The organism is Streptomyces avidinii (genome assembly GCF_014650695.1).
In the GTDB taxonomy this organism is placed as follows: domain Bacteria; phylum Actinomycetota; class Actinomycetes; order Streptomycetales; family Streptomycetaceae; genus Streptomyces; species Streptomyces avidinii.
The window spans coordinates 111,648-135,899 of record NZ_BMVL01000005.1 but is presented as its reverse complement, the minus strand read 5'-3'; the positions used below and the strand labels follow the sequence as shown (position 1 = coordinate 135,899).

The following is a 24,252-nucleotide window of genomic DNA, read 5'->3' as shown; positions in this document are numbered from 1 at the left end:
TGGTCAGGCGGTCTGGGTGCGGCGGGCCCGGCGGACGATCGGCGGGTCCTCGGCGCCGGCGCCGGCTGCCGTGGCGGCGGGCAGGGCCGCGGCGAGTTCGGCGACGGTGGGGCCGGTGAAGAACTGGCGGATGCCGATGGCGGCTGCGAACCGCGCCCTGACCTCGGCGAGCAGCTGGGTGGCGAGCAGGGAGTGCCCGCCCAGGTCGAAGAAGCTGTCGTGGACGCCGATGGGCCCGACGCCCAGGACCCGCTCCCAGATCGCGCACAGGGCGCGCTCGTCGTCGGTGCGCGGCTCCTGGCGGGCCGCTGCGGCGCCGGCCGCCGCCGGGTCCGGCGCGGGCAGGGCGGCCAGGTCGGTCTTTCCGTTGGCCGTCACCGGGAAGGCGCCCAGCAGGGTCAAGGTGGTGGGCACCATGTAGTCGGGCAGCCGGGCGCGCAGGTGTTCGCGCAGTTCCTGCGGGGTGGGGGCGGGGGCTCCCTCGGCGGGGACCGCGTAGCCAGCGAGCGCGCGGCCGGCGGCCGTGTCCACGACGGTGACGGCGGCCTGGCCCACGGCCGGGTGCGCGGCCAGGGCGTGCTCGATCTCCCCGGGTTCGATGCGCAGCCCGCGGATCTTGACCTGCCGGTCGGCGCGACCGAGGTACTCGACCTGGCCGTCGGTGTTCCAGCGGGCGAGGTCGCCGGTGCGGTACATGCGGGCGCCCGGGGGGCCGTAGGGGCAGGCGACGAAGCGTTCGGCGGTCAGCGCGGCCCGGCCCAGGTAGCCCTGTGCCAGTCCGGCGCCCGCGATGTACAGCTCGCCGATGACGCCGGGCGCGGCGAGGCCGAGCCGGTCGTCCAGGACGTGGAGCTGCGTACCGTCGAGCGGTCGGCCGATCGGGACCTGCCCGTCGGGGGCGTCCTGGCCCGGGCCCACGGCGAAGGTCGCGGCGAAGGTGGTGGTCTCGGTGGGGCCGTAGGCGTTGGTGACGGTGGTGCGGGGGCAGGCCTCGCGGACCCGGCGGACCATGGACGGGGAGGCGGCCTCGCCGCCGGTCATCACCTCGTGCAGGTCGGCGAGTGCGGGCAGGCAGCGGTCGGCGAGGACGTTGAAGAGGGTGGCGGTGAGGAAGGTCCCGGTGACCTTCTCCTCGGTCATCAGCCGGGCCAGCCCGTCGACGTCCAGGTCTCCGGGGGGCGCCACGACGACGAGGCCGCCGTTCAGCAGCGGCACCCACAGCTCGTAGGTGGAGGCGTCGAAGGCGTGCGGGGAGCGGAACAGCACCCGCTCGTGCGCGCCGCCGCGCCAGCGCCGGTCGGTGGCGAGGGCGACGACCTCGCGGTGGGAGACGGCCACGCCCTTGGGGGTGCCGGTGGAGCCGGAGGTGTACATCAGGTAGGCGAGCGCGTCGGGATGCCCGGCCGGTCCGGTCGTCGCGGCTTCCGCGGCCCTGTCGGCGGGGACGGCGTCCGGGCGCAGGACGTGGCGCGGGCCCGTCGGCAGCGGCTCGCCCTCCGGGACGTCGGTGACGAGGACGGCGGCCCCGGACGCGGCGATCACGGCCTCGGTACGGGCGCCGGGGGCCCGTGCGTCCAGGGGCAGGTAGGCGGCCCCGGCCTTGAGGATGCCCAGGCAGGCGGCCACCAGGTCGGCCGAGCGGTCCATGAGGACGGCGACGGCCTCGCCGGGGCGGACGCCGAGGGTGCGCAGACTCCCGGCGAACAGCTCGGCCCGCGCTTCGAGTTCGGCGTACGTGGTCCCGCGGCCCGCGCAGAGCACGGCGGGCCGGTCCGGATGGGCGGCGGCCCGCTCCTCGAAGGCACCGTGGACGGTGCGGGCGTCGGGGGCGACGGACGCCCCCTGCCAGTGCTCCAGGAGGTCGGCCTTCTCCCCCGGCAGCAGCACGTCGAGTGCGGAGACCGGGACGTCCGGATCACTGACGACGGCGCCGATCAGGTGGACGAGCCGGTCCAGGAGGCGCCGGGCCGTCCCCTCGTCGAACAGGTCGCTCGCGTACTCCAGGCCGAGGGCCAGGCCGCCGGGTTCTCCCGTGGCCGGGTCGTGGAGTTCCTCGACCTCCAGGGTGAGGTCGAACTTGGCGGTGTCGGTGCGCACCGCCTCCACCTGCGCGGCCAGGCCCGCGAAGGCGGGGATCTGCGGCTCGGTGCGCTGGGCGGAGACGGCGACCTGGAAGAGCGGGTGCCGGGCGGGCGAGCGGGCCGGGTTGAGTCGTCCGACCAGCGATTCGAAGGGCAGTTCCTGGTGTGCGTACGTCGCCAGGGCGGCGGCGCGCACCCGGGCGAGCACCTCCGTGAAGGTGGGGTCGCCGGAGGTGTCGGCGCGCACGATCAGGGTGTTGACGAAGAGGCCGACGAGGTCGGTGAGGGCTTCGTCGTCACGGCCGTCGACGGGGCAGCCGAGCGGCAGGTCGGTGCCGGCGCCGAGGCGGGTGAGCAGGACCGCGAAGGCTGCCTGGACGGCCATGAACGGTGTGGCGCGGCCCGCCCGGGCCAGTGCGGCCAGGCCCGCGTGGGCCGTGACACCGGTCCGCGCCTCCACCACCGCGCCCCGGTGGCCGGCCACGGCCGGGCGCGGCCGGTCGGCGGGCAGCGGCAGTTCGTCGGGCAGGCCGTCGAGGACCTCCGCCCAGTGGGTGAGCAGCCGGGCGTGCAGGGAGGAGGGGTCGTGCGCCGGACCGAGGAGTTCACGCTGCCACAGGGCGTAGTCCGGGTACTGGACCGGCAGTTCGGGCCACTCGGGCGACCGGCCGGCGGTCCGCGCGGTGTAGGCGGCGGCGAGGTCGCGGACGAGGACGTTGACGGAATGACCGTCGCCCGCGATGTGGTGCAGGACCAGGAGCAGGTAGTGGTCCTCGTCCCCGTCGGTGAAGAGGTCGGCGCGCAGGGGCGGTTCGGTCCGCAGGTCGAAGGGCCGGGACGACGCCCGCGCGGCCGGCCCGGCGCACTCGGCGGGCGGGCAGTCGGTGACGCTGAGCACCGGGGCGGCATCCGCGGGGTCCAGGACCCGCTGGTGGGGGCGGCCCGCCTCGTCGGGGAAGACGGTGCGCAACGCTTCGTGGCGGGCGCTCACATCCGCGAGGGCCGCGCGGAGTGCGGCGCGGTCCAGGGCGCCGCTCAGCCGGAGCCCGACGGGGATGTGGTAGAGCGCGCCGTCGGCGCCGTCGCGGGCATGGAACCACAGCCGCTGCTGGGCGTGGGACAGAGGGATCACAGCAGGGCTCCGAGCTGGGATTCGAAGGTGTCGAGGTCGGCCTGGCTGACCCGGGCGAGGGACACGTCGGAGGGGGTCAGACCGCCGGCGTCCGGGCGGGCGGCGTGGGTGACGACCGCGCGCAGCATGGTGAACCACTCCTGGGCGAGGTCGTGGACCCATGGCCCCGGGAGGGCGTTGCCCGCCCAGGTCCAGCTGGCGCTGAGGGTGAGGCCGTCCGGGCCCTCGTGGGCGGCGGCGTTCACCTCCACGGCGTGCGCCATCGGAAGTCCGTCGTCGGCGTCGTCGAGGGCGAAGGCGTGCCCGGGTGCGGCGTCCCAGGGCGCGTCGCCGCCCATCGGGAACCGGCCCAGGTAGTTGAAGCCGATCTGGGGTACGCCGCGCGCGGCAAGGTCCCCTCCGGTACGGGAGTTGAGGTGGCGCAGCAGGCCGAAGCCGATGCCCTTGTCCGGGACGGCGCGCAGTTCCTCCTTGACGAGGCGCAGCGCGGCCCCGATCGCCGGTCCGCCGGCCCGGGCCTCGTCGAGGTCGGGGCGGCCGAGGGCGAGGCGGACGGGGAACACGGTGGTGAACCATCCGACGGTGCGGGACAGGTCCGTGCCGTCGGCGATGTCCTCCCGGCCGTGCCCCTCGACGTCGACGAGAACGGCGCCCTCCTGGTCTCCCGCCCCGTCGCCCGCCTCGTCGCCCGCTTCCTCGCCGTCGGCACTCCGCCGGCCGAGCACGGCCAGCGCGAGTGCGGTCAGCAGTACGTCGTTGACGGTGCCGTTGACGAGGCCGGGCGCGGTGGTGAGCAGGGGGCCCGTGACGTCCGGGCCGAGGGTGAGGGTGAAGGTGTGTTCCGGGCTCTCGGGGTCGAGGCCGCCGGGCGCGCGGACCCCGGCGAGGGCCTGCGGGGCCTCGCGCAGGGCGGCGGCCCAGCGGTCGGCCTCGGTGGTCCGGCGGCCGGAGGTGGCCTCGGCGCGCAGGAGGTCGGCCCAGTGCGCGAAGGGGGTGTGCGCCGGTTCCAGGGCGGGCTCGCGGCCCTCGGCGAGGGCCGCCGCGCAGGTCCGCAGGTCGTCCTGGAGGATGCGCCAGGAGACGCCGTCGACGACCAGGTGGTGGACGACGAGCGCGAGGCGTCCCTGCTGCCCGGCCCCGCGGTCCAGGAGTACGGCGCGCAGCATGCGGCCGTCACGGGGTGAGAGCAGCCGCCGTGCGGCCCGCATCCGCTCCCGGGTCAGGGCGGGCAGTTCCCCGTCGGTCCTCCCCCGGGCATCGATGTGGTCCAGCAGGTCCGCCGCGGCGACGGAGCCCGCGGGGGGTACGACCGGTTCGGCGCCGGCCGCAGCGATCCCGTCGGGCAGCCGCAGCCGGAGCATCTCGTGGGTGTCGAGGAGGGCCTGGACGGTGCGTTCGGCGTCGGCCGCCCCGAAGCCCGGCGGGGTGCGCAGCACGAGCGACTGGTTGTACGTGTCGACCGGGCCGCCGAGTTCGGCGAGCCAGCCCATGATGGGGGTGGGGGTCAGCGGGCCCAGCCGGCGCGGGGGCACGGCCGGGCCGGCGCTCTCCCGTACCCGGCCGTGGGCGCGCGCGGTGGCGGCGAGCGCGTCCACGCTCTCGGCGCGGAGCACGTCGCGGGTGGTGACGACGAGGCCGGCCGCGCGGGCGCGGCTGACGACCTGGATCGCCTGGATGCTGTCCCCGCCCAGCCCGGTGAAGCTGTGGTCCGCGTCGACCTCGCCGCGGCCGAGGACCTCGGCGAAGAGGCTGCGCAGGATCCGTACGGGGTCGGCCGCGGCCGGCTGCTCGGTGCGGTGGGCGGGCTCAGCCACGGGGCGTGTTCCCGGCGAGGGCGGCCACCAGGGAGGCGGGGCGCATGTCGGTCCACACGCGCTCCACGTGGTCCAGGCAGGCCTGGCGGCCGTCGGGGCCGTGCACCACGCTCCAGCCGGCCGGGACGGGGTTGGCGGCGGGCCACAGCGAGTGCTGGAGCTCGTCGTTGCGGACCACGACGTAGGCGGCGTTGTCGTTCTCGAAGGGGTTGCTCATGGCGGTTCGCCTTTCGGGTCGGGTGCGGTCGTACGGGTCGTACGGCGCGTCGCGATAGGAGGGTTGACGGTGGATCAGGAACGGGGTGCGGCCTCGATGTCGAGGCGGATCAGGGCGCGCGCCGTGTCGAGGGCGGTGTGCACGCCCTCGGGCTCCGGGTGGCGGGCGATCACGTGCCCGAGCCGGTCGGAGGCACTGCGGGGCCTGCGTACGGGCGTGCCGGGGGCGGCGGTGACCAGCACCGACTCGACCCCGTCGACGGCTGCGGCGGCCCGGGCGCCGTGGGCCGCGGTGAGCGTGCCGTCGGTGTCGGCGAGGAGGAACTGGATGCCGGCGTGGCCCGAATCCTCGGACTTCAGGTGCGGGGGCAGGCCGAGAGCGGCGCGGAGCTGCTCCCCGAGGAGGTCGACCCCGGTGGCGAGCCGGATCAGTTCGGGGATCATGCCGCCGGCCGGGCGGGGGTTGATCTCGATCAGGGCGGGCCCGTCGGCGGTCAGCTTGACCTCGGTGTGGGTGGCTCCCAGCCGGATCCCGGCCGCGTCCAGGGCCGCCGTCACCGTCTCGGTGATCTGCTGCGCGGTGGCGGCGGGCAGCGGGGCGGGGAAGAGGTGGCGGTGCTCGACGAAGTGCGGGGTGGCGGTCACGGACTTGGCGGTGATGCCGACGCAGACGGCCTGTCCGTCCTGGCTGAACATCTCGACGCTGTACTCCGGCGCCTCCAGGTACTCCTCGACGAGAACGGTGCGGGCGGTGGGCATGCCCCGCACATTGGTGTCGATGGCGAGGATCCGCTCGATCTGGGCACGGACCTCCGCCTCGTCGGCGCAGAGCAGGACGTTGGTGGAACCCGAGTCGTCGGCCGGCTTGACCACGCAGGGCAGTCCGGTGCGGGCGACTGCGGCCGCGGCCCCGTCCGGCTCGCGGACCAGGGCGTACCGGGGCTGGCGGACGCCCGCGGTCCGCAGCCGCTCGCGCAGGGCGGACTTGTCGCGGCAGACGGCCACCGCTTCGGGCGGATTGCCGGGCAGGCCGAGCCACTGCGCCGTCCGGGCGGCGGCCGGTACGTAGAAGTCGCTGGTGGTGGTGACGCCGGCGATCTCCTCGCGGCGGAAGCGTTCCTGTACGGCGGCGCGCAGGGCGGCGTCGGAGTTGGTGTCGCAGCGGACCACCTCGGCGCCGGTGTCCGCGAGTCCCCGGTAGCGGTCGGGGTCGCCGGTCAGCAGGACGGGTACGGTGCCCAGTTCGCGCGCCCGCTCCATGGCCAGCATGCCGGTGCCGGTGGTGTTGGACTCGACGAACAGCAGGTGCCGGCGGATCCCGGCGGGCGGGCTGTAGGCGAGGGTGGACCAGGTGCGGGCGGTCCCGTCGGGGCCGAGGGCGGCCGGGGCGGTGGCGGTGGGCACCTCGCGCAGCCGGTTCGCGTCCCAGTGCTCGTCGCTGTAGACGGTGTCGGCGTAGCGGTCGCCGCGGTCGGGCAGGATGCCGACGATCCGGGTGCCGGGTTCGGCGCGCTCGGCGAGGCCGGTGAGGACCCGGTAGACGGAACCCGAGGTGTTGCCGCCGAAGATCTGCTGCTCGCGGGCGAGGTCCCAGGTCGCGGCGAAGGCCTCGTGGTCGTTGAGCCAGTGCACCTCGTCGACGAGGGTCCGGTCCAGGTTCTTGGGCAGCAGGCTGTTGCCCAGCCCGCTCTGCAGGCGCTGCGGTACGTCGGGCTGGCCGAAGAGGGCGCTGCCCACGCAGTCGACGCCGACGACGTGCAGGGCGGGCAGGGCGGCGCGCAGGGCCCGGGCGGTGCCGCAGAGGGAGCCGCCGCTGCCGACGGCGCCGACGAGGGTGTCGAACCGGCCCAGGTCTTCGAGGAGCTCGCCGGCGAGGGTGCGGTAGGCACCGGGGTTGTCGGGGTTGGTGTACTGCTGCGGCCAGAAGGCGCCGGGGAGTTCGCCCCGCAGCTCCGCAAGCCGCTCCAGGCGGGCGCTCTGCCAGCCGTGGCTGGTCATGGCCTCGACGATGTGCACCCGGCAGCCCAGGGCGCGGAGTTTGGCGAGGGTGACGGGGTCGATGCGCGGGTCGGTGACGATGTGCACCTCGTGGCCCAGGGAGCGGCCGACGAGGGCGACGCCGAGGGCCATGGTCCCCGAGGAGCTCTCGATGACGGGGTCACCCGGCTTCAGGGTGCCCAGCCGCCGGGCCTCCAGCAGGATGTTGCGGGCGACGCGGTCCTTCATCGCGAAGAGGTTCTGCAGTTCCAGCTTGGCGTAGACCTCCACGCCGCGGGTCTCGCCCAGGCGCAGCCGGACCAGCGGGGTCGCGCCGATCGCGTCCGTCACGGTGTCGAACAGCATGCTCAGATCTCCAGCTCGGTGGGGTGGGCGGGCGCGGCCTGCGGGCTCCAGCTGTCGTCGGCGCCGAGGGAGCGGTGTACGGACACCTCTCCGCCGAGGGCTGCGCAGCCGGCCCGGATGTGCTCGGTCTTGCCGGCGAGGGCCGGGTCGCCGGCCTCCAGGAGGACGCCGAGCATGGTGCCGCTGTGGGCGAGCACCAGGCCCAGGCCGTCGACCTCGCTGCACAGGGCGTGCAGTTCCGCGAACCCGGCGCGCCGGCGGCGGTGGGCGTTCATCTCGGCGCTGCGGGTGGCGACGGCGCCGACCTCCTGGAGGTCGCCGACGGCCACGGCGGCGGTGAGCCGGTCCAGGAGGACCGCGTACTCCTCGCGGTCCGCCGCGTCGATGGCCCGGGCGACCCGGTTGTGCGCGACGGTGTCCACCTGGCCGCCCTCGTCGTGGGCGACGACGGTGAGCGGGGGGAGCACGCCGAGGCGGCGGCCGAGGCGCACCTCACGGTGGTGGAAGGCGACGATCTCGTCGTACATGACCCCGTCGGCCGGTTCGATGCCGCGCAGGAAGTCCTCCGTCTCGGCCGGGGTGAAGGCGCGGCCGTGGGCCGCGCCGACGGCCCGTACGGTGGCGACGAGGTCGGCGGAGGAGCTGGCGAGGCCCTTCCCCTCGGGCAGGTCCCCGGCCACCTCCAGCAGGCCGCCGTCCGTGGTGCCGAGGGCGGCCAGCACGGCTTCGGCGACCCGGCGGGACTTCGCCTTGTGCGCGGGCCGCACCTGGACGTCGCTCCGGCCGGGCCTGGGGTGGAAGACGGCGGTGGCCCAGCGCGCCAGGGGGAAGGTGACCAGGAAGTCGCCCTGCGGGTGGGGCAGGGCGCCCTGGAGCAGTTCGCCGAAGGTGCCGAAGGCACTGCCGGATCCGGCGGGGGCGGCAGGGGCGGTGAACAGCCCTCCGGCGGTGTCAGTGCGCGTGCCGTACGCGGGTGCGGGTGCCATCGCCTTCCTCCTCCTCGGTCTCGGTGTCCGTCGCGGTGGCCGTCGCGGTGCCGGTCGCGCCGTACAGGGCGCGGTCGCCCTCCTCTGCGCCCGCGCGGATCGCGGCGGCGCGCAGTTCCCAGTCGGCAGCGAGCCGTTCGTACGCCTCCTGCTGGGTGCGCAGTACCGCGCGCACGGCCTCGGGGCGGGCCGAACCGGCGGACACCATGCGCTCCAGGCCCCGGTCGACGTCGAAGGCCTCGACGAGGAGCCGGGCGGGGTCCGTGAGGGAGATGCCGTGTCCGGCGGCCGCCTCGGCCAGCAGGGCGGGTTCGCCCGGGGCGGGGGCTGCGCCAGCCGTCGCGGCGAGCACGACGTACTTCCCGGCGACGACCTGGGCGGTGCGCCAGGGCACCCCCTCGGTGAGGCAGAGGGCGTTGGCGAGGCTGAAGCCGCCGAGGAACTCGCGCTCGCACACCTGGCGCATGCGGTCGGCGCGGAAGGTGAGCCTGCGCAGCACCTCGGTGAGGAGGCGGACGGTGCCGTGGGCCGAGTCGAAGGCGTTCAGCAGGTGGGTGCCGGCCTCCTTGGACACCTCGACGAGGTTGCAGAAGGGGGTGTTGCGCTGGCCCAGGAGCACATCGAAGTGGAAGGCGGTCAGGTGGGCGGTGCGCCCGCGGATCCGCTCCAGGACCGGGTAGTTCTTCTTCTGCGGCATGGCGGAGGAGATGCCGGAGAGTTCGTCGGGCAGGTCGATGAAGCCGTACTCGCTGCCGCCCCAGGTGAGCAGGTCGGTGGTGAAGCGGCTCAGGGCGGTGCCCAGCAGGCTCAGTTCCGCGGTCAGTTCGGCGCTCCAGCGGCGCGAGGCCACGGCGGTCAGGGCGTGCGGCTGCGGCCGGGAGAAGCCGAGCAGCCGTGCCATCCGGTCGCGGTCCCAGGGCAGTTCCTGCCCGGCCATCGCGCCGGCGCCGAGCGGGGAGGCGTCGATGCCGTCGTAGGCGTTCAGCAGCCGGGCGTGGGTGTGCAGCAGGTGCTCGGAGAGCGCGGCGAGGTGGAAGCCGGGAGTGATGATCTGGGCGGCCTGGAAGTGGGTGTAGCCCGGCATGGGCAGGTCGCAGGTCTCCTCGGCCAGCCGGTGGACGGCGGAGCCGAGTTCGAGGAGCGCCGCGGCGAACCGGGCGAGCTGGTCACGGCCGTACATCACCTGGGCGCAGGCCTGGAGGTCGTTGCGGCTGCGGTCGGCGTGCCAGTGCACGACCGGGCGGGGCAGGCCCGCCTCGACGTGCCGTTCGAGGGCGAAGGCGATGTCCGACATGTTGGCGCCGGGCTGTGCGCTGAGGGTGTCGGGCCCGACGGAGTCCAGCAGGGCGGCGATCCGGTGGGCCTCCTCGGCGGTGATCAGCTCCATGCGGACGTACTCGGCGGCCAGGGTCTTCTCGATGGCGACGTAGTGGCGCAGTAGGTGGCGGGACTCGAAGCCGAACTGCGGGGCGAGCACTTCGTCGTGGAGGAGTTCGCCGGGGCCGCCGCGGATGCGGCCGCTCAGCTCGGGGGCGGGCCCCGGGGTATCGCTCGTCACGTGGTGTTCCGTTCCTGTTCTGGTGCGGGGCCAAGGGCGCGGGGCGCGTCGGCGCATGCCTCGTCGGCGCGCGGCGCGCGAGGGGCTGGTACGGGGCGGGGCGGAGTCGGACGGGTGGGCCTGCGGGGCCCGTTCAGCGGTGGTCGGCCGCGGCGAGGGCGGCGCGCAGCAGGGCGGCGGCCCGGGTGCTGTGCGGCGGCCGCATCAGCCCGTAGTGGTCGGTGGCGATGTCGTGGCGGGTGAAGCCGGCCACGGCCCGCCCGGCCCACCGCTCGGCGGCGTGCTCCCGGGCCCCGGTCCCGCTCTGGAGGAACAGGACCGGGCAGGGGGCGGCCGGCGGCTCGTACGCGGCGGCGGCGCGGATCCCCTGGCGGAACACCGCGTAGTGCCGGGCGAGGTCCCGCGGGTCCAGTCCGGGCGCGAAGCCTTCGCGTTCCACCTGCTCGGCGAGGACGGCGAGCCGGGCCGTGGTGTCGGCGACGCTCCGCAGCGCACTGCGCAGGGCGGACACGCCCTCGTCGGACGGGTCGAAGCCGGCGGAGCGGGCCAGGTCCTCGTGGAACCACTCCAGCAGGTCGCTCTCGTCGGTCGGGGCGTGACCGGGCTCCGGGTAGCCGGTGTCCAGCAGCGTGAGGGTCGCCACCTCCTGCCCGGCGGAGCGCAGTTGGACGGCCGCCTCGTGGGCGAGGAGCCCTCCGAAGGACCAGCCGGCCAGGTGGTAGGGGCCTTCGGGACGGACCCGGCGCAGGGCCTCCACATGAGCGGCGGCCAGCTCCTCGACGGTGGCGTCGGGCACCGGGCCGGGGGCGGTCAGTCCGGGCGCCGTCAGCCCGAACACCGGCCGGTCGGCGTCCAGTTCGGCCGCCAGGGGCCGGTAGCAGAAGACGTTCCCGCCGATCGGGTGCACGAGGAAGACCGGGTCGAGCGTGCCCTCGGGCCGGATGCGGACCACCGGGTCCGGTGCCGGATCGACGTGCCGGCCGCGCAGCAGCGCGGCCTGCCGGGCCACGGTCGGATGTTCCATGACGGCCGAGACGGCGAGCCGTTCACCGAAGGCCTGGTTGATCCGGCCGATCAGGCGCAGGGCGTCGATGGAGTGCCCGCCGGACTCGAAGAAGTCGTCGTGGACGCCGACCGGTCCGGCGGCCAGGAGCCGCTCCCAGATCCCGGCGAGGCGGGATTCGAGTGCGTCGCGGGGCGGGGTCGGTGCGACCCCGCCGCGCAGGTCGGCGGGGTCCGGGTCGGGCAGGGCGGCCCGGTCCAGTTTGCCGTTGGCGGTCAGCGGGAGGTCGTCCAGGCACACCCAGGCGGAGGGAACCATGTACTCGGGGAGCCGTTCCCGGGCGTGCCGGGCCAGGTCGCCCGGTTCGGGGGCGGGGGCCGGGGCCCCGTCCGGGCCGGTGGCACCCGCGACGAGGTAGGCGACGAGGCGGTCGCCGCGGGGCAGGACCGCGCAGTCGCGGACGCCCGGGTGGTCGGCGAGGACCGCTTCGATCTCCCCCGGCTCGACGCGGAAGCCGCGGATCTTGAGCTGGTGGTCGGTGCGGCCGGCGTATTCCAGGGCCCCGTCGGGACGGTGCCGGGCGAGGTCGCCGGTCCGGTAGAGGCGGCGGGTGGTGCCGTCGGGGCCGGTGTGCTCGATGAACCGCTCGGCCGTCAGGTCCGGTCGTCCGTGGTAGCCGTCGGCGAGGCCGACGCCTTCGAGGAAGAGCTCCCCGGTGACGCCGAGGGGGACCTCGGCGAGGCGCCTGTCGAGGACGTGGGTGCGCATGTTGGCGACGGGGCGGCCGATGGGGACGGTGTCGCCGCCGTCGGGCCGGCACTGCCAGTACGTGACGTCGACGGCCGCCTCGGTGGGCCCGTAGAGGTTGTGCAGTTCGACGCCGGGCAGCCGCTCGAAGAACCTGCGCTGCACCTCGTACGGCAGGGCCTCACCACTGCACACCACCCGGGTGAGGCCGGCCGCGTCGGTCACGGCCGCGGGATCGTCGAGGAAGACACTGAGCATCGAGGGGACGAAGTGCACCGTGCTGACGCCCTCGTCCGCCATCAGACCGGCGAGGTAGCCGGGGTCGCGCTGGCCGCCGGGGCGGGCGAGGACCAGGGTGGCGCCGGTCAGCAGCGGCCAGAAGAGCTCCCACACGGAGACGTCGAAGGTGTACGGGGTCTTGTGGAGCACCCGCTCCCCCGGTGTCAGGCCGTACTCGTCCTGCATCCAGAGCAGTCGGTTGGCGATGGCGCGGTGGGACACCACGACGCCCTTGGGCTTGCCGGTGGATCCGGAGGTGAAGATCATGTACGCCGGGTCGGCGGGCTCGGGGCCCGAGACGGGGCCCGCGGCGTCCACGGCGTTCGCGGCATCCACCGCATCCACCGCATCCACCGCATCCACCGCATCCACCGCATCCACCGCATCCACGGCGCCGGTCGCGGCGTCGTCCGGCCGTAGCACGGTGACCCCGGAGCCCTCCAGCCGGTCCGCCCACGCTCCTTCGGTGACCACCAGGCCGATGCCGGACTCGGTGAGCAGGGACCGCACGCGCGGCGCCGGGTGCTCCGGGTCGAGCGGGACGTAGGCGGCGCCGGACTTCAGGACGGCGAGCAGGACGACGGGCAGGGCGAGGGAGCGTTCCAGCAGCAGGCCGACGAAGGCGCCCGGGCCGGCGCCCCGTTCGCGCAGGGCCGCGCACAGCCGCTCGGCCTCGACGTCGAGGGCGGAGTAGGTCAGCTCCGCACCCTCGAAGCGGACGGCGGCGGCCCCGGGGGTCCGGTCCCGCTGGGCCTCGATCAGCCGGGTCAGGACGTGCGGCTGCGGGTAGTGGACGGCGGTCCGGTTCCACTCGGCGTAGCGGCGGTGCTCGGCCTCCGGGAGCAGGTCTGCGGCCGTGCAGTCGCGGTCCGGGGCCTCGGACAGATCGCGCAGCGCGGCCCGGTAGGAGGCGTGCGCGCTCTCCATCTGCTCCTCGGAGAACTGGGCGGCGTCGAAGCGCAGACCGAGTTCGAGCAGGGAGCCGTCGGGGCTGCGGGAGAACTCCGCGCCGAAGGCGAAGTCGGTGCCCGCCTCACCGGTCTCCTCCAGCACGGTGAACGCGCCGCCGGCGGACCCGTCCTGCTCCACGTGGAAGTGCGTGTAGTTGAAGAAGGTCTCGAAGAGCGGGCCGCCCCCGGACAGGCGCTGGATCTCCGCGAGCGGGAAGCGCCGGTACGCGTGCTGCTCGGCCTCCAGCTCGGCGACGTGCGCGACGAGGCCGCGCCAGCCGAGCCCGGTGATGGCGGCGCTCAGCGGCAGGGTGTTGAGGAAGGCGCCGACGACCTTGTCGCCGTCGGTCTCCTCGGCCCGCCCGTTGTGGACCACTCCGGTGGTGACCTTGTCGCCGCCGCCCAGCAGGGCCATGACCCGCAGGTGGGCGGCGAGCAGGACGGTGCGCAGCGGTACGCCGCACTCGGCGGCCAGGGCGGCCAGCCGGGCGTGCAGCCCCTCCGGGAGCGGCGCGAGGTACCAGGACATGCGGGCCGGTCCGCCGGTCGCCGCCGGGCGCGGCAGCCGGGTCGCGGGGGCGTCGGCGGTCCGGGCGGTCCAGAACGCGCGCTGTCCGGCGTCGGCCAGGGCGGCCCGTTCGAGGGCGACGAAGGTGGCGAACCGGGAGCGGGGGCCCGCGTCCGGGGAGGGTCCGGCCTTCTCCGGTCCGGCCTTCTCCGGTCCGGCCTTCTCCGGTCCGGCGGCGCGCAGGGCGGTGAGCGCCTCGGTGTAGCAGGAGGCCAGTTCGGTGAGCAGCGACCGTTCGCTCCAGCCGTCCAGGACGGCGTGATGCTCGGCGACGAACAGGCGGAGCCGGGTGTCGGAGAGCCGCTGTACGTGGAAGCGGATCAGCGGGGGGCGGTCCCAGGCGAACGGCCGGTCGCGCTCGGCGGCGTAGCGGGCGGCGACGGCGGCGTCCTGTGCCTCGGGATCGAGTCCGTACAGGTCCTCGAAGGTGATCTCCGGGCGGGCGCCGCGGTGGACGAGTTGGAGGGGCTCGGTGAAGCCGTGCGGGTCGAAGGAGGTGCGCAGCATCTCGTGCCGGGCCGCGAGGACCTCGACGGTGGTCCGCCAGGCGGCTTCCGAGAAGGGCGCCTCGACCAGATAGGAGGCCACGTTGTGGTAGACGCGTCCGCCGGCCGACGGCAGGTCGCTGTGGTAGAGCATGCCGGCCTGGAGCCGGGTCATCGGGTAGGCGTCCTCCAGCCCCTCGGGGAGGGCGGCGCGGTCCTCGGGGGTGAGCTGCGCGAACGGCTCGTACGGGGTCTCGCCGCCGGCCGCCGCGGCCCGCCGGGTGACGACGGGGGCGAGGGCGCGGGCCGACTGGCGGCGCATGAGGTCGGCGACGGTGAGGTCGAGGCCGCGTTCCCGGATCCGGGCGAGCACCTGGAGGGAGCGGATGGAGTCCCCGCCGAGGGCGAACCAGTTGTCCAGGGCGCCGACCCGTTCGTGCCCGAGGACCTGCGCGAAGACCTCGGTGAGCGCGGTCTCGACCGGCCCGCGGGGTGCCTCGTAGGCGGCGGTGGGGGTCCGGGCGACCGAGCCGGGGGCGGGCAGTCGGCGGCGGTCGGTCTTGCCGTTGGCGGTCAGCGGGAAGGCGGGCAGGGTGACGAATGCGCCGGGGATCATGTAGCCGGGCAGCCGCCGCGCGAGGTGGGTGCGCAGCTCCTCGACGGTCGGCCCCGCGCCGTTCTCGGCCCCGGTCACGGCCAGGTAGCCGACGAGGACGTCGGTTCCCGCGGGATCCGGTGCGACGAGTGCGACCGCGGCGTCGACGCGGGGGTGGGCGGCCAGGGCCGCCTCGACCTCGCCGAGTTCTATCCGGAAGCCGCGCAGTTTGACCTGGTGGTCGATGCGGCCGAGGTACTCCAGGTCCCCGTCGGGCAGGGCGCGCGCCAGGTCGCCGGTGCGGTACAGCCGCTCGCCGGCCGAGAGCCCGGTGGGTGCGTCGGCGACGCGGCCTGCGAGGCCGTCCCCGAGGCCGGTGGGGAAGCGCTCGGCGGTGAGTTCGGGCCGGCGCAGGTAACCGCGGGCAAGGCCGGCGCCGGCGACGTACAGCTCGCCGACGGCTCCGCGCGGGACGGTCCGGCCGCGGGCGTCGAGCAGGTGCAGGCGCAGGTCGGGGATGGGCACGCCGATGACGCTGCCGCGGCCCTCCTCGGCGTCGCGGGCAGTCAGCGGCCGGTAGGTGACGTGCACGGTGGTCTCGGTGATGCCGTACATGTTGACCAGGCGGGGTGCGGTGTCGCCGTGCCGGGCGAACCAGCCGGCGAGGGCGGCGACGTCGAGGGCCTCCCCGCCGAAGACGACGTGGCGCAGACTCAGCCCGGACCCGGACCCGGAGTCGGGCCCGGACCCGGACCCGGACCCGGACCCGGAGCCGGAGTCGCCCGCACCGGCCGTGCGGTGGTGCTCCTCGTCGGCGCGGGCCAACTGGTAGAAGGCGGAGGGGGTCTGGTTGAGGACGGTGACGCGTTCCGCGCGCAGCAGCCGGTGGAACTCCTCGGGCGAGCGGCTCGTCCCGTACGGGACCACGACGAGGCGGCCGCCGTGGGCGAGGGCTCCCCAGAGCTCCCAGACGGAGAAGTCGAAGGCGATGGAATGGAAGAGGGTCCACACGTCCTCGGCGCCGAAGCCGAACCAGTGGTCGGTGGCGGAGAACAGCCGGGTGACGTTGACGTGGGGCACGAGGGTGCCCTTGGGGAGCCCGGTGGAGCCGGAGGTGTAGATGACGTAGGCCAGGTGGTCCGGGGTCACGCCGGTCTCGGGGGCGGTGTCCGGTTCGGTGGCCAGGAGCGGGGCATCGGCCAGCAGGTCGACGGTGTGCAGTGCGGGGGCGTGCGGGTCGGCGGCCGAGGCGGGCGCGTCCCACAGGTCCCGGGTGGCGGTGGTGCCGACGACGTGCTCCAGGCGGGCGTCGCCGACGATGTGGCGCAGCCGCTCGGGCGGGTTGTCCGGGTCGAGCGGCAGATAGGCGCCGCCTGCCTTGAGGATGCCGAGCAGACCGACGACGAGGTCGGCGGAGCGGGGCAGGCACAGCCCGACGAGGGTGTCGGGTCCCACGCCGAGGGCGCGCAGCCGGTGGGCGAGCCGGTTGGCCCGGGTGTCGAGCTCGCGGTAGCTGAGGGACGTGCCCTCGTGGACGAGGGCGACGGCCTCGGGGGTGCGGGCGGCATGGGCCGCGAAGATCTCGTGGACGCAGCGGGACTCGGCCGGAGCGTGCGGGAGGGCGTCCTCGGGCGGGAGGGCGCCGTCGGGCGGGAGGGCGCCGTCGGGCGACAGCGGGGCATCGGCCGGGAGCGGGGATCCGATGCCGCTGCGCTCCTCGCCCGACAGCATCGGCAGGGCGTCGACCGGCAGGTCGGGGTGGTCGGTGGCGGCGTCGAGGAGGCGGGCGAAGTGCCGGCCGAACTGCTCGATCGTCGCGGCCTCGAACAGGTCGGCGCGGTACTCCAGCCGGCAGCCCAGCCCCCCGCCGCTGCGTACGACGTCGAAGGTGAGGTCGAACTTGGCCGTTCCGGCGGGTCCTTCGAGCATCCTGGCCCGCGGTCCGGGAAGGCCTTCGGTCATGCCGTCCTCGTCGTGCAGGCCGAACATGACGTGGAACAGGGGCGCGTCCTCGCCGGTGCGGCCCGGGCCGAGCCGGTCGACGATCCGCTCGAAGGGCAGGTCCTGGTGGTCCTGGGCGTCGAGCACGGTGTCCCGTACGCGCTCCAGATGGACCCGGAACGCGGGGCGGTCGGACAGGTCCGCGCGGATCACCAGCGTGTTGACGAACAGGCCGACGGTGTCCTGGAACTCCTTGCGGTTGCGGCCCGCCACCGGCGTCCCGACCAGCACGTCGTCGGTACCCGTGTACCGGCCCAGCACGATCTGGAAGGCCGCCAGCATCAGCATGTAGGGCGTGCTGTGCGTGTCGCGGCACAGCCGTTCCATCCGGGCGAGCACCGGGGCGGGCACGTCGAAGGAGTGCAGCGCCGCCGCGCCACGGGCCGTTCCGGCACCGGGCCGGCCGTCCCGGGGCAGGGGCGCGTCGGGCAGTTCCCCGCCCAACTGCTCCTCCCAGTGGGCGAGCTGGCGCCGGGCGGTCTCGCCCCGGAGCCATTCCTCCTGCCAGTCGGAGAAATCGGCGTACTGGTACTCCGGGGCCTCCTCGGCCGGTCCCGGCCGCGGACCGTCGGCGTACCGGGCGTACGCGGCGAGGAGTTCCCGGGCGAGGATCCCGACGGACCAGCCGTCGGCGACGATGTGGTGCATGGACAGCGCGAGGACGGCGCCGCCGGAGGTGTGCAGCAGGGCCGCCCGGAACAGCGGTCCGGCCTCCAGGTCGAAGGGCCGGTGGTGTTCGGCGGCCATCCACTGCTCGACGTCCGGGCCCTCGACGCCCCGGCCCTCGACGCCCCGGCCCTCGGCCGCCGTGGCGGAGGACCAGGCGAGCGCGGCCTCGGTGTCGATGTGCTGCCGGAGCTCGCCGTCCCGCAGGACGAAGCGGGTGCGCAGCGCCTCGTGCCGGTCGATCAGTCCCTGTGCGCAGGCGCGGAGCGCGGCCTCGTCCACCGGCCCTTCGAGGTCGTAGAAGACCGGCATGTGGTAGGTAGGCCTGCCCTCCTCCATCTGCTGGAGGAAGTACATGCGCTGCTGGGCTGCCGATGCTCGGAACGCGCTGAACGACGGCTCCGCAGGGCGTTCGATCGGATCGTGACTGGCCAAGACAACTCCCTCGACGCCGCACCGGTGCCTGGTACGCGGCGCATGCTCCGCTTGATTGCCCGCTCAGCCTAGGAACGGTACGGATTGGGGTGAAGTCGCCTCTTTACGGTCCCCGATTCACGTGACCGGGGCCGTCGGCGTACGGGGCCCCGGGCGGCCACGATCAGCCGACGACCCGCGGCAATACGGACGGAAGCCCGCCGCCGCGGGTGCCGGGGCGGCCCTCGCCGTCGGCGCGACCCTGATGCAACAGATTTGCTTTAAGCTGGTCGCATGAGCCGAAGAGCGATGGTCCGTCCCGGAGGCCGCAGCGCGCGGGTCCAGCAGGCGGTGCACACCGCTGTACGGGAGCTCCAGGCCGAGGTGGGGCGTCCGGAACTGACGGTCCCGATGGTCGCGGCGCGGGCCGGCGTCACCCCGTCGACGATCTACCGCCGCTGGGGCGACCTGCAGGAGCTGCTCTCGGACGTCGCCGTCGAGCACCTGCGCCCGGAGGCTCCGCCGGAGGACCACGGCGATCTACTGGCGGACCTGCGCGGCTGGGCCGAGCAGTTCCTGGAGGAGATGTCCTCGCCCGCGGGGCGCGCGTACATCCGCGACGCCCTGCTGGGTGATGCCGACGGCGACAACGCGGGGCGGTGTTCTGCCTACGCGGCGGAGCAGATCGCCGTCGTGCTCGCCCGGGCCGAGGAGCGCGGCGAGGAGGCCCCGGACGTCGAGACGGTGCTCGACCGGGTCGTGGCACCGATGATGTACCGCATCCTCTTCCGCCCGGCCGGCCTCACCGACGCGTACGCGGACCGGCTCGCACGGGAGGCCGTCCAGGGCTTCGGCGCACCCCGCTGACGCGCCCCGCCGTCGCTCAGGGGCCTTCGGGGAGTTCGGCCGCGGGTGCGAGCCGGTAGCCGTCCCCCTCCGCGATCACCCGGCCTGCCGTCGGGGCGGGGAAATGCGTGCCGAGTACGAGGGCGCCGGTGCCGGCGAGCCCGGCGAGCAGCGCCCGGCGGGTGGCCTCGGCCTGCACGGGGTCGATGTCGACGCAGCTGCCGATCTCCGGGTGCGCCAGCTGTACGGGGTGGTGCACTGCGTCCCCGGTGATGAGGGCCGCGGAGCCCGCACTGCTCACCCGTACGGCGACCTGTCCGGGAGTGTGCCCCGGGGCGGGCAGCAGGCGCAGCCCGTCGGCCACGTCGACGCCGTCGGCCGGTACGTCGACCAGGTCGAGCAGGCCGGCCTCCTCGACCGGCACGACGGAATCGCGGAACATGCCGCTGCGCGCCTCGTCCATGTCGTACGCGGCCCAGAACTCGTGCTCCGCCCGCGACGTGAGGTAGCGGGCGCGCGGGAAGGTCGGCACCCACGCGCCGTCGACCTCCCGGGTGTTCCAGCCGACGTGGTCGGTGTGCAGGTGGGTGAGGATCACCAGGTCGACGTTCTCGGGGGTGAATCCGATGGCCGCGAGGCGTTCGAGGTAGTCGGTGCGGAGGTTGTGCCAGGCCGGGTTGGCCCGCGTCTTGCCGTTGCCGATCCCGGTGTCGACGAGGACCCGCAGGCCGTCCACGACCAGCGCGAAGCTGTGACTGTCGAGGTGCAGGACGCCGTCCGGGCCGGCGTAGTCGGGGCGCAGCCAGGCGTGTTCGGCGACCACGTCCGGGGTGGCGGCGGGCAGCAGCCACGGTCCGGTCGCCGGCGGCAGGGGCATCTCGTCGATGCGGTGGACCGTGATCTCCCCGACGGACCAGTGGGCGGCGGCCGGGGCCGGCTCGGTGAACTGGGCGGTGCGCATGGGCGTGTTCCTTCGACTACGGGCGCCTACGGGCATCAACAGGCGTCCCCGGCGGGCGACGAGCAACAAAAGCGATTCATTCGCTTTAAGCGACCGTAGGCCCTACCGTGAGCTAACGCAAGACGTTAGCTTTAAGGCGGCGATCGCCTCGCGCCGCTCACCCTGAAGGAAGGCAGTACATGTCCGCCTCAGACCTCACCCCTCCCGAAGCCGCCCGCTGGGCGGCACGGTCCGGGCTGCCGCTCGCACCGGACCGCCACGCCGAAGTGGCGGCCACCGCCGACCACATCCACGCCGTCGTATCGCTCCTGCGGGAACTGGACTTCGGCGACGCACCGCCCGCCGCCGCCTACCGCGTCGAAGGGGAGCCGTACGATGCAGCCGTATGAGCTGACCGTGGCCGAAGCGGCCGAGGCCGTGCGCACCCGCACGGTGTCACCGGTCGAACTGGTGAATTCGGCACTGGAACGCATCGCGCGGGTCCAACCGCGCCTGCGGGCCTTCACCGCCGTGACGGCGGACCGGGCGCGCGCGACGGCCCGGCAGGCGGAGACCGAGCTCGCCGAGGGCATCCACCGCGGACCGCTGCACGGGATACCCGCCGGGCTGAAGGACCTCATCGACGTGGCCGGGCTGCCCACCACGGCAAGCTCCCGGGTCCGTAATGGGCATCGGGCGCAGACCGACAGCACGGTCGCCGCGCGGCTCGCCTCGGCCGGAACGGCCCTGGTGGGCAAGACCCACACGCACGAGTTCGCCTACGGCCTGACCACCCCTCAGACGGTCAACGCCTGGCACCCGGAGCGGGTGGCCGGCGGGTCCAGCGGCGGGTCGGCCGTCGCCGTCGCCGCCGGGGCGGCCGCCTTCGCCCTGGGAACCGACACGGGTGGGTCGATCCGGGTGCCCGCCGCCCTCAACGGGGTCGTCGGACTGAAACCGACCTACGGGCTGGTGCCCCGCCACGGCGTGACCTCGCTGGCCTGGTCGCTCGACCATGTGGGCCCCCTCACCCGCACCGTGGAGGACGCGGCGCTGGTCCTGGCCGCCCTGGTCGGGCACGAGCCGCGCGACCCGGCGTCCACCCCGGCCCCGGCCGTGGACTACCGGCCGGGTCCCGGTACGGATCTGACGGGCCTTCGGGTCGGAGTGCCGGGCAACTACTACTTCGACCACGTCGATCCCGAGGTCGAGGCCGCCGTCCGCCGGGCAATCGGGCGGCTGGAGGAGCTCGGCGCCCGGCTCGTCGACGTCGAGATCCCCATGACGCGCTACATCCGGGCGACCCAGTGGGGCCTGATGGTGCCCGAGGCCACCGCCTACCACGAGCGGACGCTGCGGGAGGTGCCCGACCTGTACGGCACCGACGTCCGCGTCCTCCTGGAGGCGGGCGAGCTGCTGAGCGCGGGGGACTACCTGCGGGCCCAGCGCGCCCGCACCCTCATGCGGCAGGCATGGCAGGACATGCTGGAGGCGGTCGACCTGATCGCCGCGCCGACCGTGCCGCTCACCGCCGTGAACGTCGGACGGACGAGCGTGACCTGGGGCGACGGCAGCGTGGAAAGCGTCCCCGAGGCGTACGTGAGGCTGTCGGCACCCGCCAACCTGACCGGCGTCCCCTCGCTGAGCGTGCCCGTCGGTCTGGACGCGGCGGGCCTGCCGATCGGCATGCAGCTCATGGGCCGGCCCTTCGGCGAGGCCGCACTGCTGCGTGCGGGACACGCCTACGAACGGACGGGCACCGCGCTCGGTCCGCCCCCGGAACCGGCCGCGTAGCCCGGGCGGGCCCGGGGCGGGAGGGCGGCGGCCGAGCCGTCGGCGCCCCGTAGTCGCACCGAACCGGCCGCGCCGGCGGTGGAGTCGAGCCAGTCGGTGCGGCTGCGGCCGGTGCGTTCTGGTGGGCATCGGAGCCCCTATGTAATGTCACATCGCATGATGCTCTTACGGCGTGCGGCGTCGGCCGCTGCCCTTCTCGCCCTCGTCCTCCCCCTGGCGGTCTCCTCGCCCGCGCACGCGGCCGACGGCTCGTCCGCCTGCCGCGCCTCCGCCCCCGTACCGCTCGACGCGGAACAGGCGCGGCTCGCCGATCCGCGCACCACCGCCCTCGTCGAGCGTGGCGGCTTCGCCGACTTCGTACGGCGGTTCCCCGCCGCGCTGTGCGCGACCCGCGGCCGCGCCGAGGCCGACCGGTTGGTCGACGACTGGGGCGAGGCGCTCTGGCAGGCCTCCGCACGACGGGCCCAGGGCCTGCGGCCCGGCGGCGACCTCGCCGCCGGGGACGACCGGCCGCTGTACTGGGCACGGCTCGGCATGACCGCCGTACTCGCCCGCTGGCAGCCGGAGTTCACCGTCGACCGGGCCGCGCTCCGCGCCCGCTTCGAGGACGCCTCCCGCGGCCTCACCGACAACGCCTTCCGCACCGCGCCCGGCGTACGGCGCGTGTTCATCAGCGGGTTCGACCCCTTCGGGCTCGACGCCGAGATACGCCGCGCCAACCCCTCCGGCTCGGCCGCCCTCCAGCTCAACGGGCGGCGCGTGACCCTCGCCGACGGCAGCCCCGCCGAGATCCGCGCCGTCGTGCTCCCCGTCCGGTACGCCGACTTCGACGCCGGCATGGTGGAGCGGGCGTTCGCCCCGCGCATGGCCGGCGGCCCGGCCCCGGCGGACATCATCACCAGCGTCAGCCAGGGCTACCCCGGCATCTTCACCCTGGAGGACTGGGCGGGACGGGCCCGGTCCGCCGACCCGTACCCCGACAACGTACGAGCCCTCTCCGGCGGCACCCGCGAACGTCCGGTGACCGCCCCGGGCCTGGGCCCCGGACCGGAGTTCATCCGGACCACGCTCCCCGCGGACGCCGTGACCGGCGCCGTGCAGACCCCGTACCCGGTCCTCCTCAACTCCGACGTGACGGAAATCCCGGCAGGCGGCACGGCTCCCGTCGACCGGACCGACGGCCCGACGCCCGGGTCGCGGGCCGTGGCGGGCGGCGGGGGCGGCTACCTGTCCAACGAGGTGGCCTACCGCTCCAACCGGCTGCGCGCCGAACTCGCCCCGCAGCTGCCCGGCGGCCACCTGCACACCCCGGTGCTCACCGGCCTGCCGGCCGACCCGCAGCTGCTGACGGGCCCCGAGTTCGAGCGCAACGAGAGCGCGATCACCGCGGAGGTCCGCGCGGTCCTCGAACACGCCGCCGTCCGCCGGTAGCGGCCGCCCCGCCTGCGGTACGTGCACCTGCCATGGGGCACGATGGCAGCCCGTTCCGGATGCGCACACGCGCCCGAACGGGGCTCCACGCACGACGAACTGACAGGTGACAAGGTGACGACACACCTCATACGACGGTCGGCAGCGTCCGTCGCCACTCCCCCGGGCCGGCGCCGCGGAAGGGTGGGCGTCCGTTGAACCGGGATCTCGTCCTGCACGACTGGCTGGTCGCCGGGATCGCTCTGGCGGCGGGCGCCGCGGCCGGACTCCTGCTCCGCGCCCTCCTGCGGTGGCTGGGCCGGCACGCCGAGCGGACCCGGTGGCGAGGTGACGACATCATCGTCGACGCGCTGCGCACCATCGCCCCCGGGGCCGCCCTCATCGCCGGCGCCGCGGTGGCCGGGACGACCCTGCCGCTCACCGCGCGGGTCTCCGGCTTCGTGAACCAGTCCCTGACCGCGCTGCTCATCCTGATCGCCACGCTCAGCGCGGCGCGGGTCGTGGCGGGCCTGGTCCAGTCCGTGGCGGGAACACGCACGGGGGTGGCCGCCTCGGCGTCCATCTTCGTCAACATCACCCGGATCGTGGTCCTGGTGATGGGCGTGCTGGTCGCCCTGGAGACCCTCGGCGTGTCCATCGCGCCGCTGGTCACCGCCCTCGGAGTGGGTGGTCTGGCGGTGGCCCTGGCCCTCCAGGACACCCTCGCCAACCTCTTCGCCGGGGTGCACATCCTCGCCTCCAAGACCGTGCAGCCCGGTGACTACATCCGGCTCACCAGCGGCGAGGAGGGGTACGTCGTCGACATCAACTGGCGCAACACCGTGGTGCGCAACCTGTCGAACAACCTGGTCATCATCCCCAACGGGCGGCTGGCGCGCACGAACATGACCAACTTCACCCAGCCGGAGGCCAAGTTCTCCATCCTGGTACAGGTGGGAGTGGGCTACGAGAGCGATCTGGAGCACGTCGAGCGGGTGACCCTCGACGTCGTCGACAGCGTGATGGCCGACATCAACGGAGCGGTCCCCGACCACGAAGCGGCCGTCCGCTTCCACACGTTCGCGGAATCCCGGATCAACTTCACGGTGATCCTGGGCGTCGGCGAGTTCAGCGACCAGTACCGGATCAAGCACGAGTTCATCAAGCGCCTGCACGAGCGGTTCCGGACGGAGGGCATCTCGATCCCCGCCCCGACCCGTACGGTCGCACTCCAACGGGACGAACCGCGGGCGCCGTCCGCACCCCACGCACCGGTCCCGCATCAGCGCGAGGCGTCTTCGCTCCTCCCGGACGCCGGCCGGTAGACCCGCGCCGCCGGCCCCCGCGTCCCCGTCGGCCGACCTCGACCGGCGGGGACGCGGAAGGGGCGGCTGCGGTGGCCGGAACCGGCCGGCGGCGCCGGG

At 74.7% G+C, this 24,252-nt stretch carries 13 protein-coding genes; 5 read left to right on the top strand and 8 right to left on the bottom strand.

The window, feature by feature from the left end:
* Positions 1-3 precede the first annotated feature (3 nt).
* The 7 genes from IE257_RS14375 to IE257_RS14345 all read right to left on the bottom strand — a co-directional run bounded on the left by IE257_RS14375 (position 4) and on the right by IE257_RS14345 (position 17,859).
* Positions 4-3,213, bottom strand: coding sequence for a non-ribosomal peptide synthetase (locus IE257_RS14375; protein WP_189968543.1), 3,210 nt, complete (start codon positions 3,211-3,213; stop codon positions 4-6).
* Positions 3,210-5,027, bottom strand: coding sequence for a condensation domain-containing protein (locus IE257_RS14370; protein WP_189968540.1), 1,818 nt, complete (start codon positions 5,025-5,027; stop codon positions 3,210-3,212). Before IE257_RS14370 ends, IE257_RS14375 begins: the two co-directional genes overlap by 4 nt.
* Positions 5,020-5,244 (bottom strand): MbtH family protein, encoded by a 225-nt coding sequence (locus tag IE257_RS14365; RefSeq protein ID WP_189968538.1) that lies wholly within the window; start codon positions 5,242-5,244, stop codon positions 5,020-5,022. The genes IE257_RS14370 and IE257_RS14365 overlap by 8 nt, the downstream gene beginning before the upstream one ends.
* A gap of 74 nt (positions 5,245-5,318) precedes the next feature.
* Complete coding sequence (locus IE257_RS14360) at positions 5,319-7,586, bottom strand: pyridoxal-phosphate dependent enzyme (RefSeq protein ID WP_189968536.1); 2,268 nt, start codon at positions 7,584-7,586, stop codon at positions 5,319-5,321.
* 2 nt (positions 7,587-7,588) lie between these two features.
* Positions 7,589-8,572, bottom strand: coding sequence for a GHMP family kinase ATP-binding protein (locus tag IE257_RS38910; protein WP_189968534.1), 984 nt, complete (start codon positions 8,570-8,572; stop codon positions 7,589-7,591).
* Positions 8,538-10,130 (bottom strand): argininosuccinate lyase, encoded by a 1,593-nt coding sequence (locus tag IE257_RS14350; RefSeq protein WP_229920361.1) that lies wholly within the window; start codon positions 10,128-10,130, stop codon positions 8,538-8,540. The genes IE257_RS38910 and IE257_RS14350 overlap by 35 nt, the downstream gene beginning before the upstream one ends.
* Before the next feature lie 133 nt (positions 10,131-10,263).
* A complete protein-coding gene (locus tag IE257_RS14345; protein WP_189968530.1) occupies positions 10,264-17,859 on the bottom strand; it encodes a non-ribosomal peptide synthetase in 7,596 nt (2,531 codons plus the stop codon).
* Between the two features lie 273 nt (positions 17,860-18,132).
* Between IE257_RS14345 and IE257_RS14340 the strand changes: the two genes are divergently transcribed.
* The gene (locus IE257_RS14340) at positions 18,133-18,705 is read left to right on the top strand and encodes a TetR/AcrR family transcriptional regulator (RefSeq protein WP_189968528.1); all 573 of its coding nucleotides are present in this window, start codon (positions 18,133-18,135) and stop codon (positions 18,703-18,705) included.
* 16 nt (positions 18,706-18,721) lie between these two features.
* Here the strand turns inward: IE257_RS14340 and IE257_RS14335 are convergent, their stop codons facing one another.
* On the bottom strand, positions 18,722-19,645 hold the full coding sequence (locus IE257_RS14335) for an MBL fold metallo-hydrolase (protein ID WP_189968526.1): 924 nt from the start codon (positions 19,643-19,645) through the stop codon (positions 18,722-18,724).
* A 179-nt stretch (positions 19,646-19,824) separates the two neighbouring features.
* On the opposite strand from IE257_RS14335, the gene IE257_RS14330 reads away from it, so the two are divergent.
* From IE257_RS14330 to IE257_RS14315, 4 genes are all read left to right on the top strand, one after another.
* Complete coding sequence (locus IE257_RS14330; protein WP_189968524.1) at positions 19,825-20,034, top strand: hypothetical protein; 210 nt, start codon at positions 19,825-19,827, stop codon at positions 20,032-20,034.
* Positions 20,021-21,418, top strand: a complete 1,398-nt coding sequence (locus tag IE257_RS14325; protein WP_189968523.1) for an amidase — start codon at positions 20,021-20,023, stop codon at positions 21,416-21,418. Before IE257_RS14330 ends, IE257_RS14325 begins: the two co-directional genes overlap by 14 nt.
* Before the next feature lie 156 nt (positions 21,419-21,574).
* On the top strand, positions 21,575-22,849 hold the full coding sequence (locus tag IE257_RS14320; protein WP_189968520.1) for a PA0049 C-terminal domain-containing protein: 1,275 nt from the start codon (positions 21,575-21,577) through the stop codon (positions 22,847-22,849).
* 194 nt (positions 22,850-23,043) lie between these two features.
* The gene (locus tag IE257_RS14315) at positions 23,044-24,153 is read left to right on the top strand and encodes a mechanosensitive ion channel family protein (protein WP_189968519.1); all 1,110 of its coding nucleotides are present in this window, start codon (positions 23,044-23,046) and stop codon (positions 24,151-24,153) included.
* Positions 24,154-24,252: the final 99 nt, after the last annotated feature.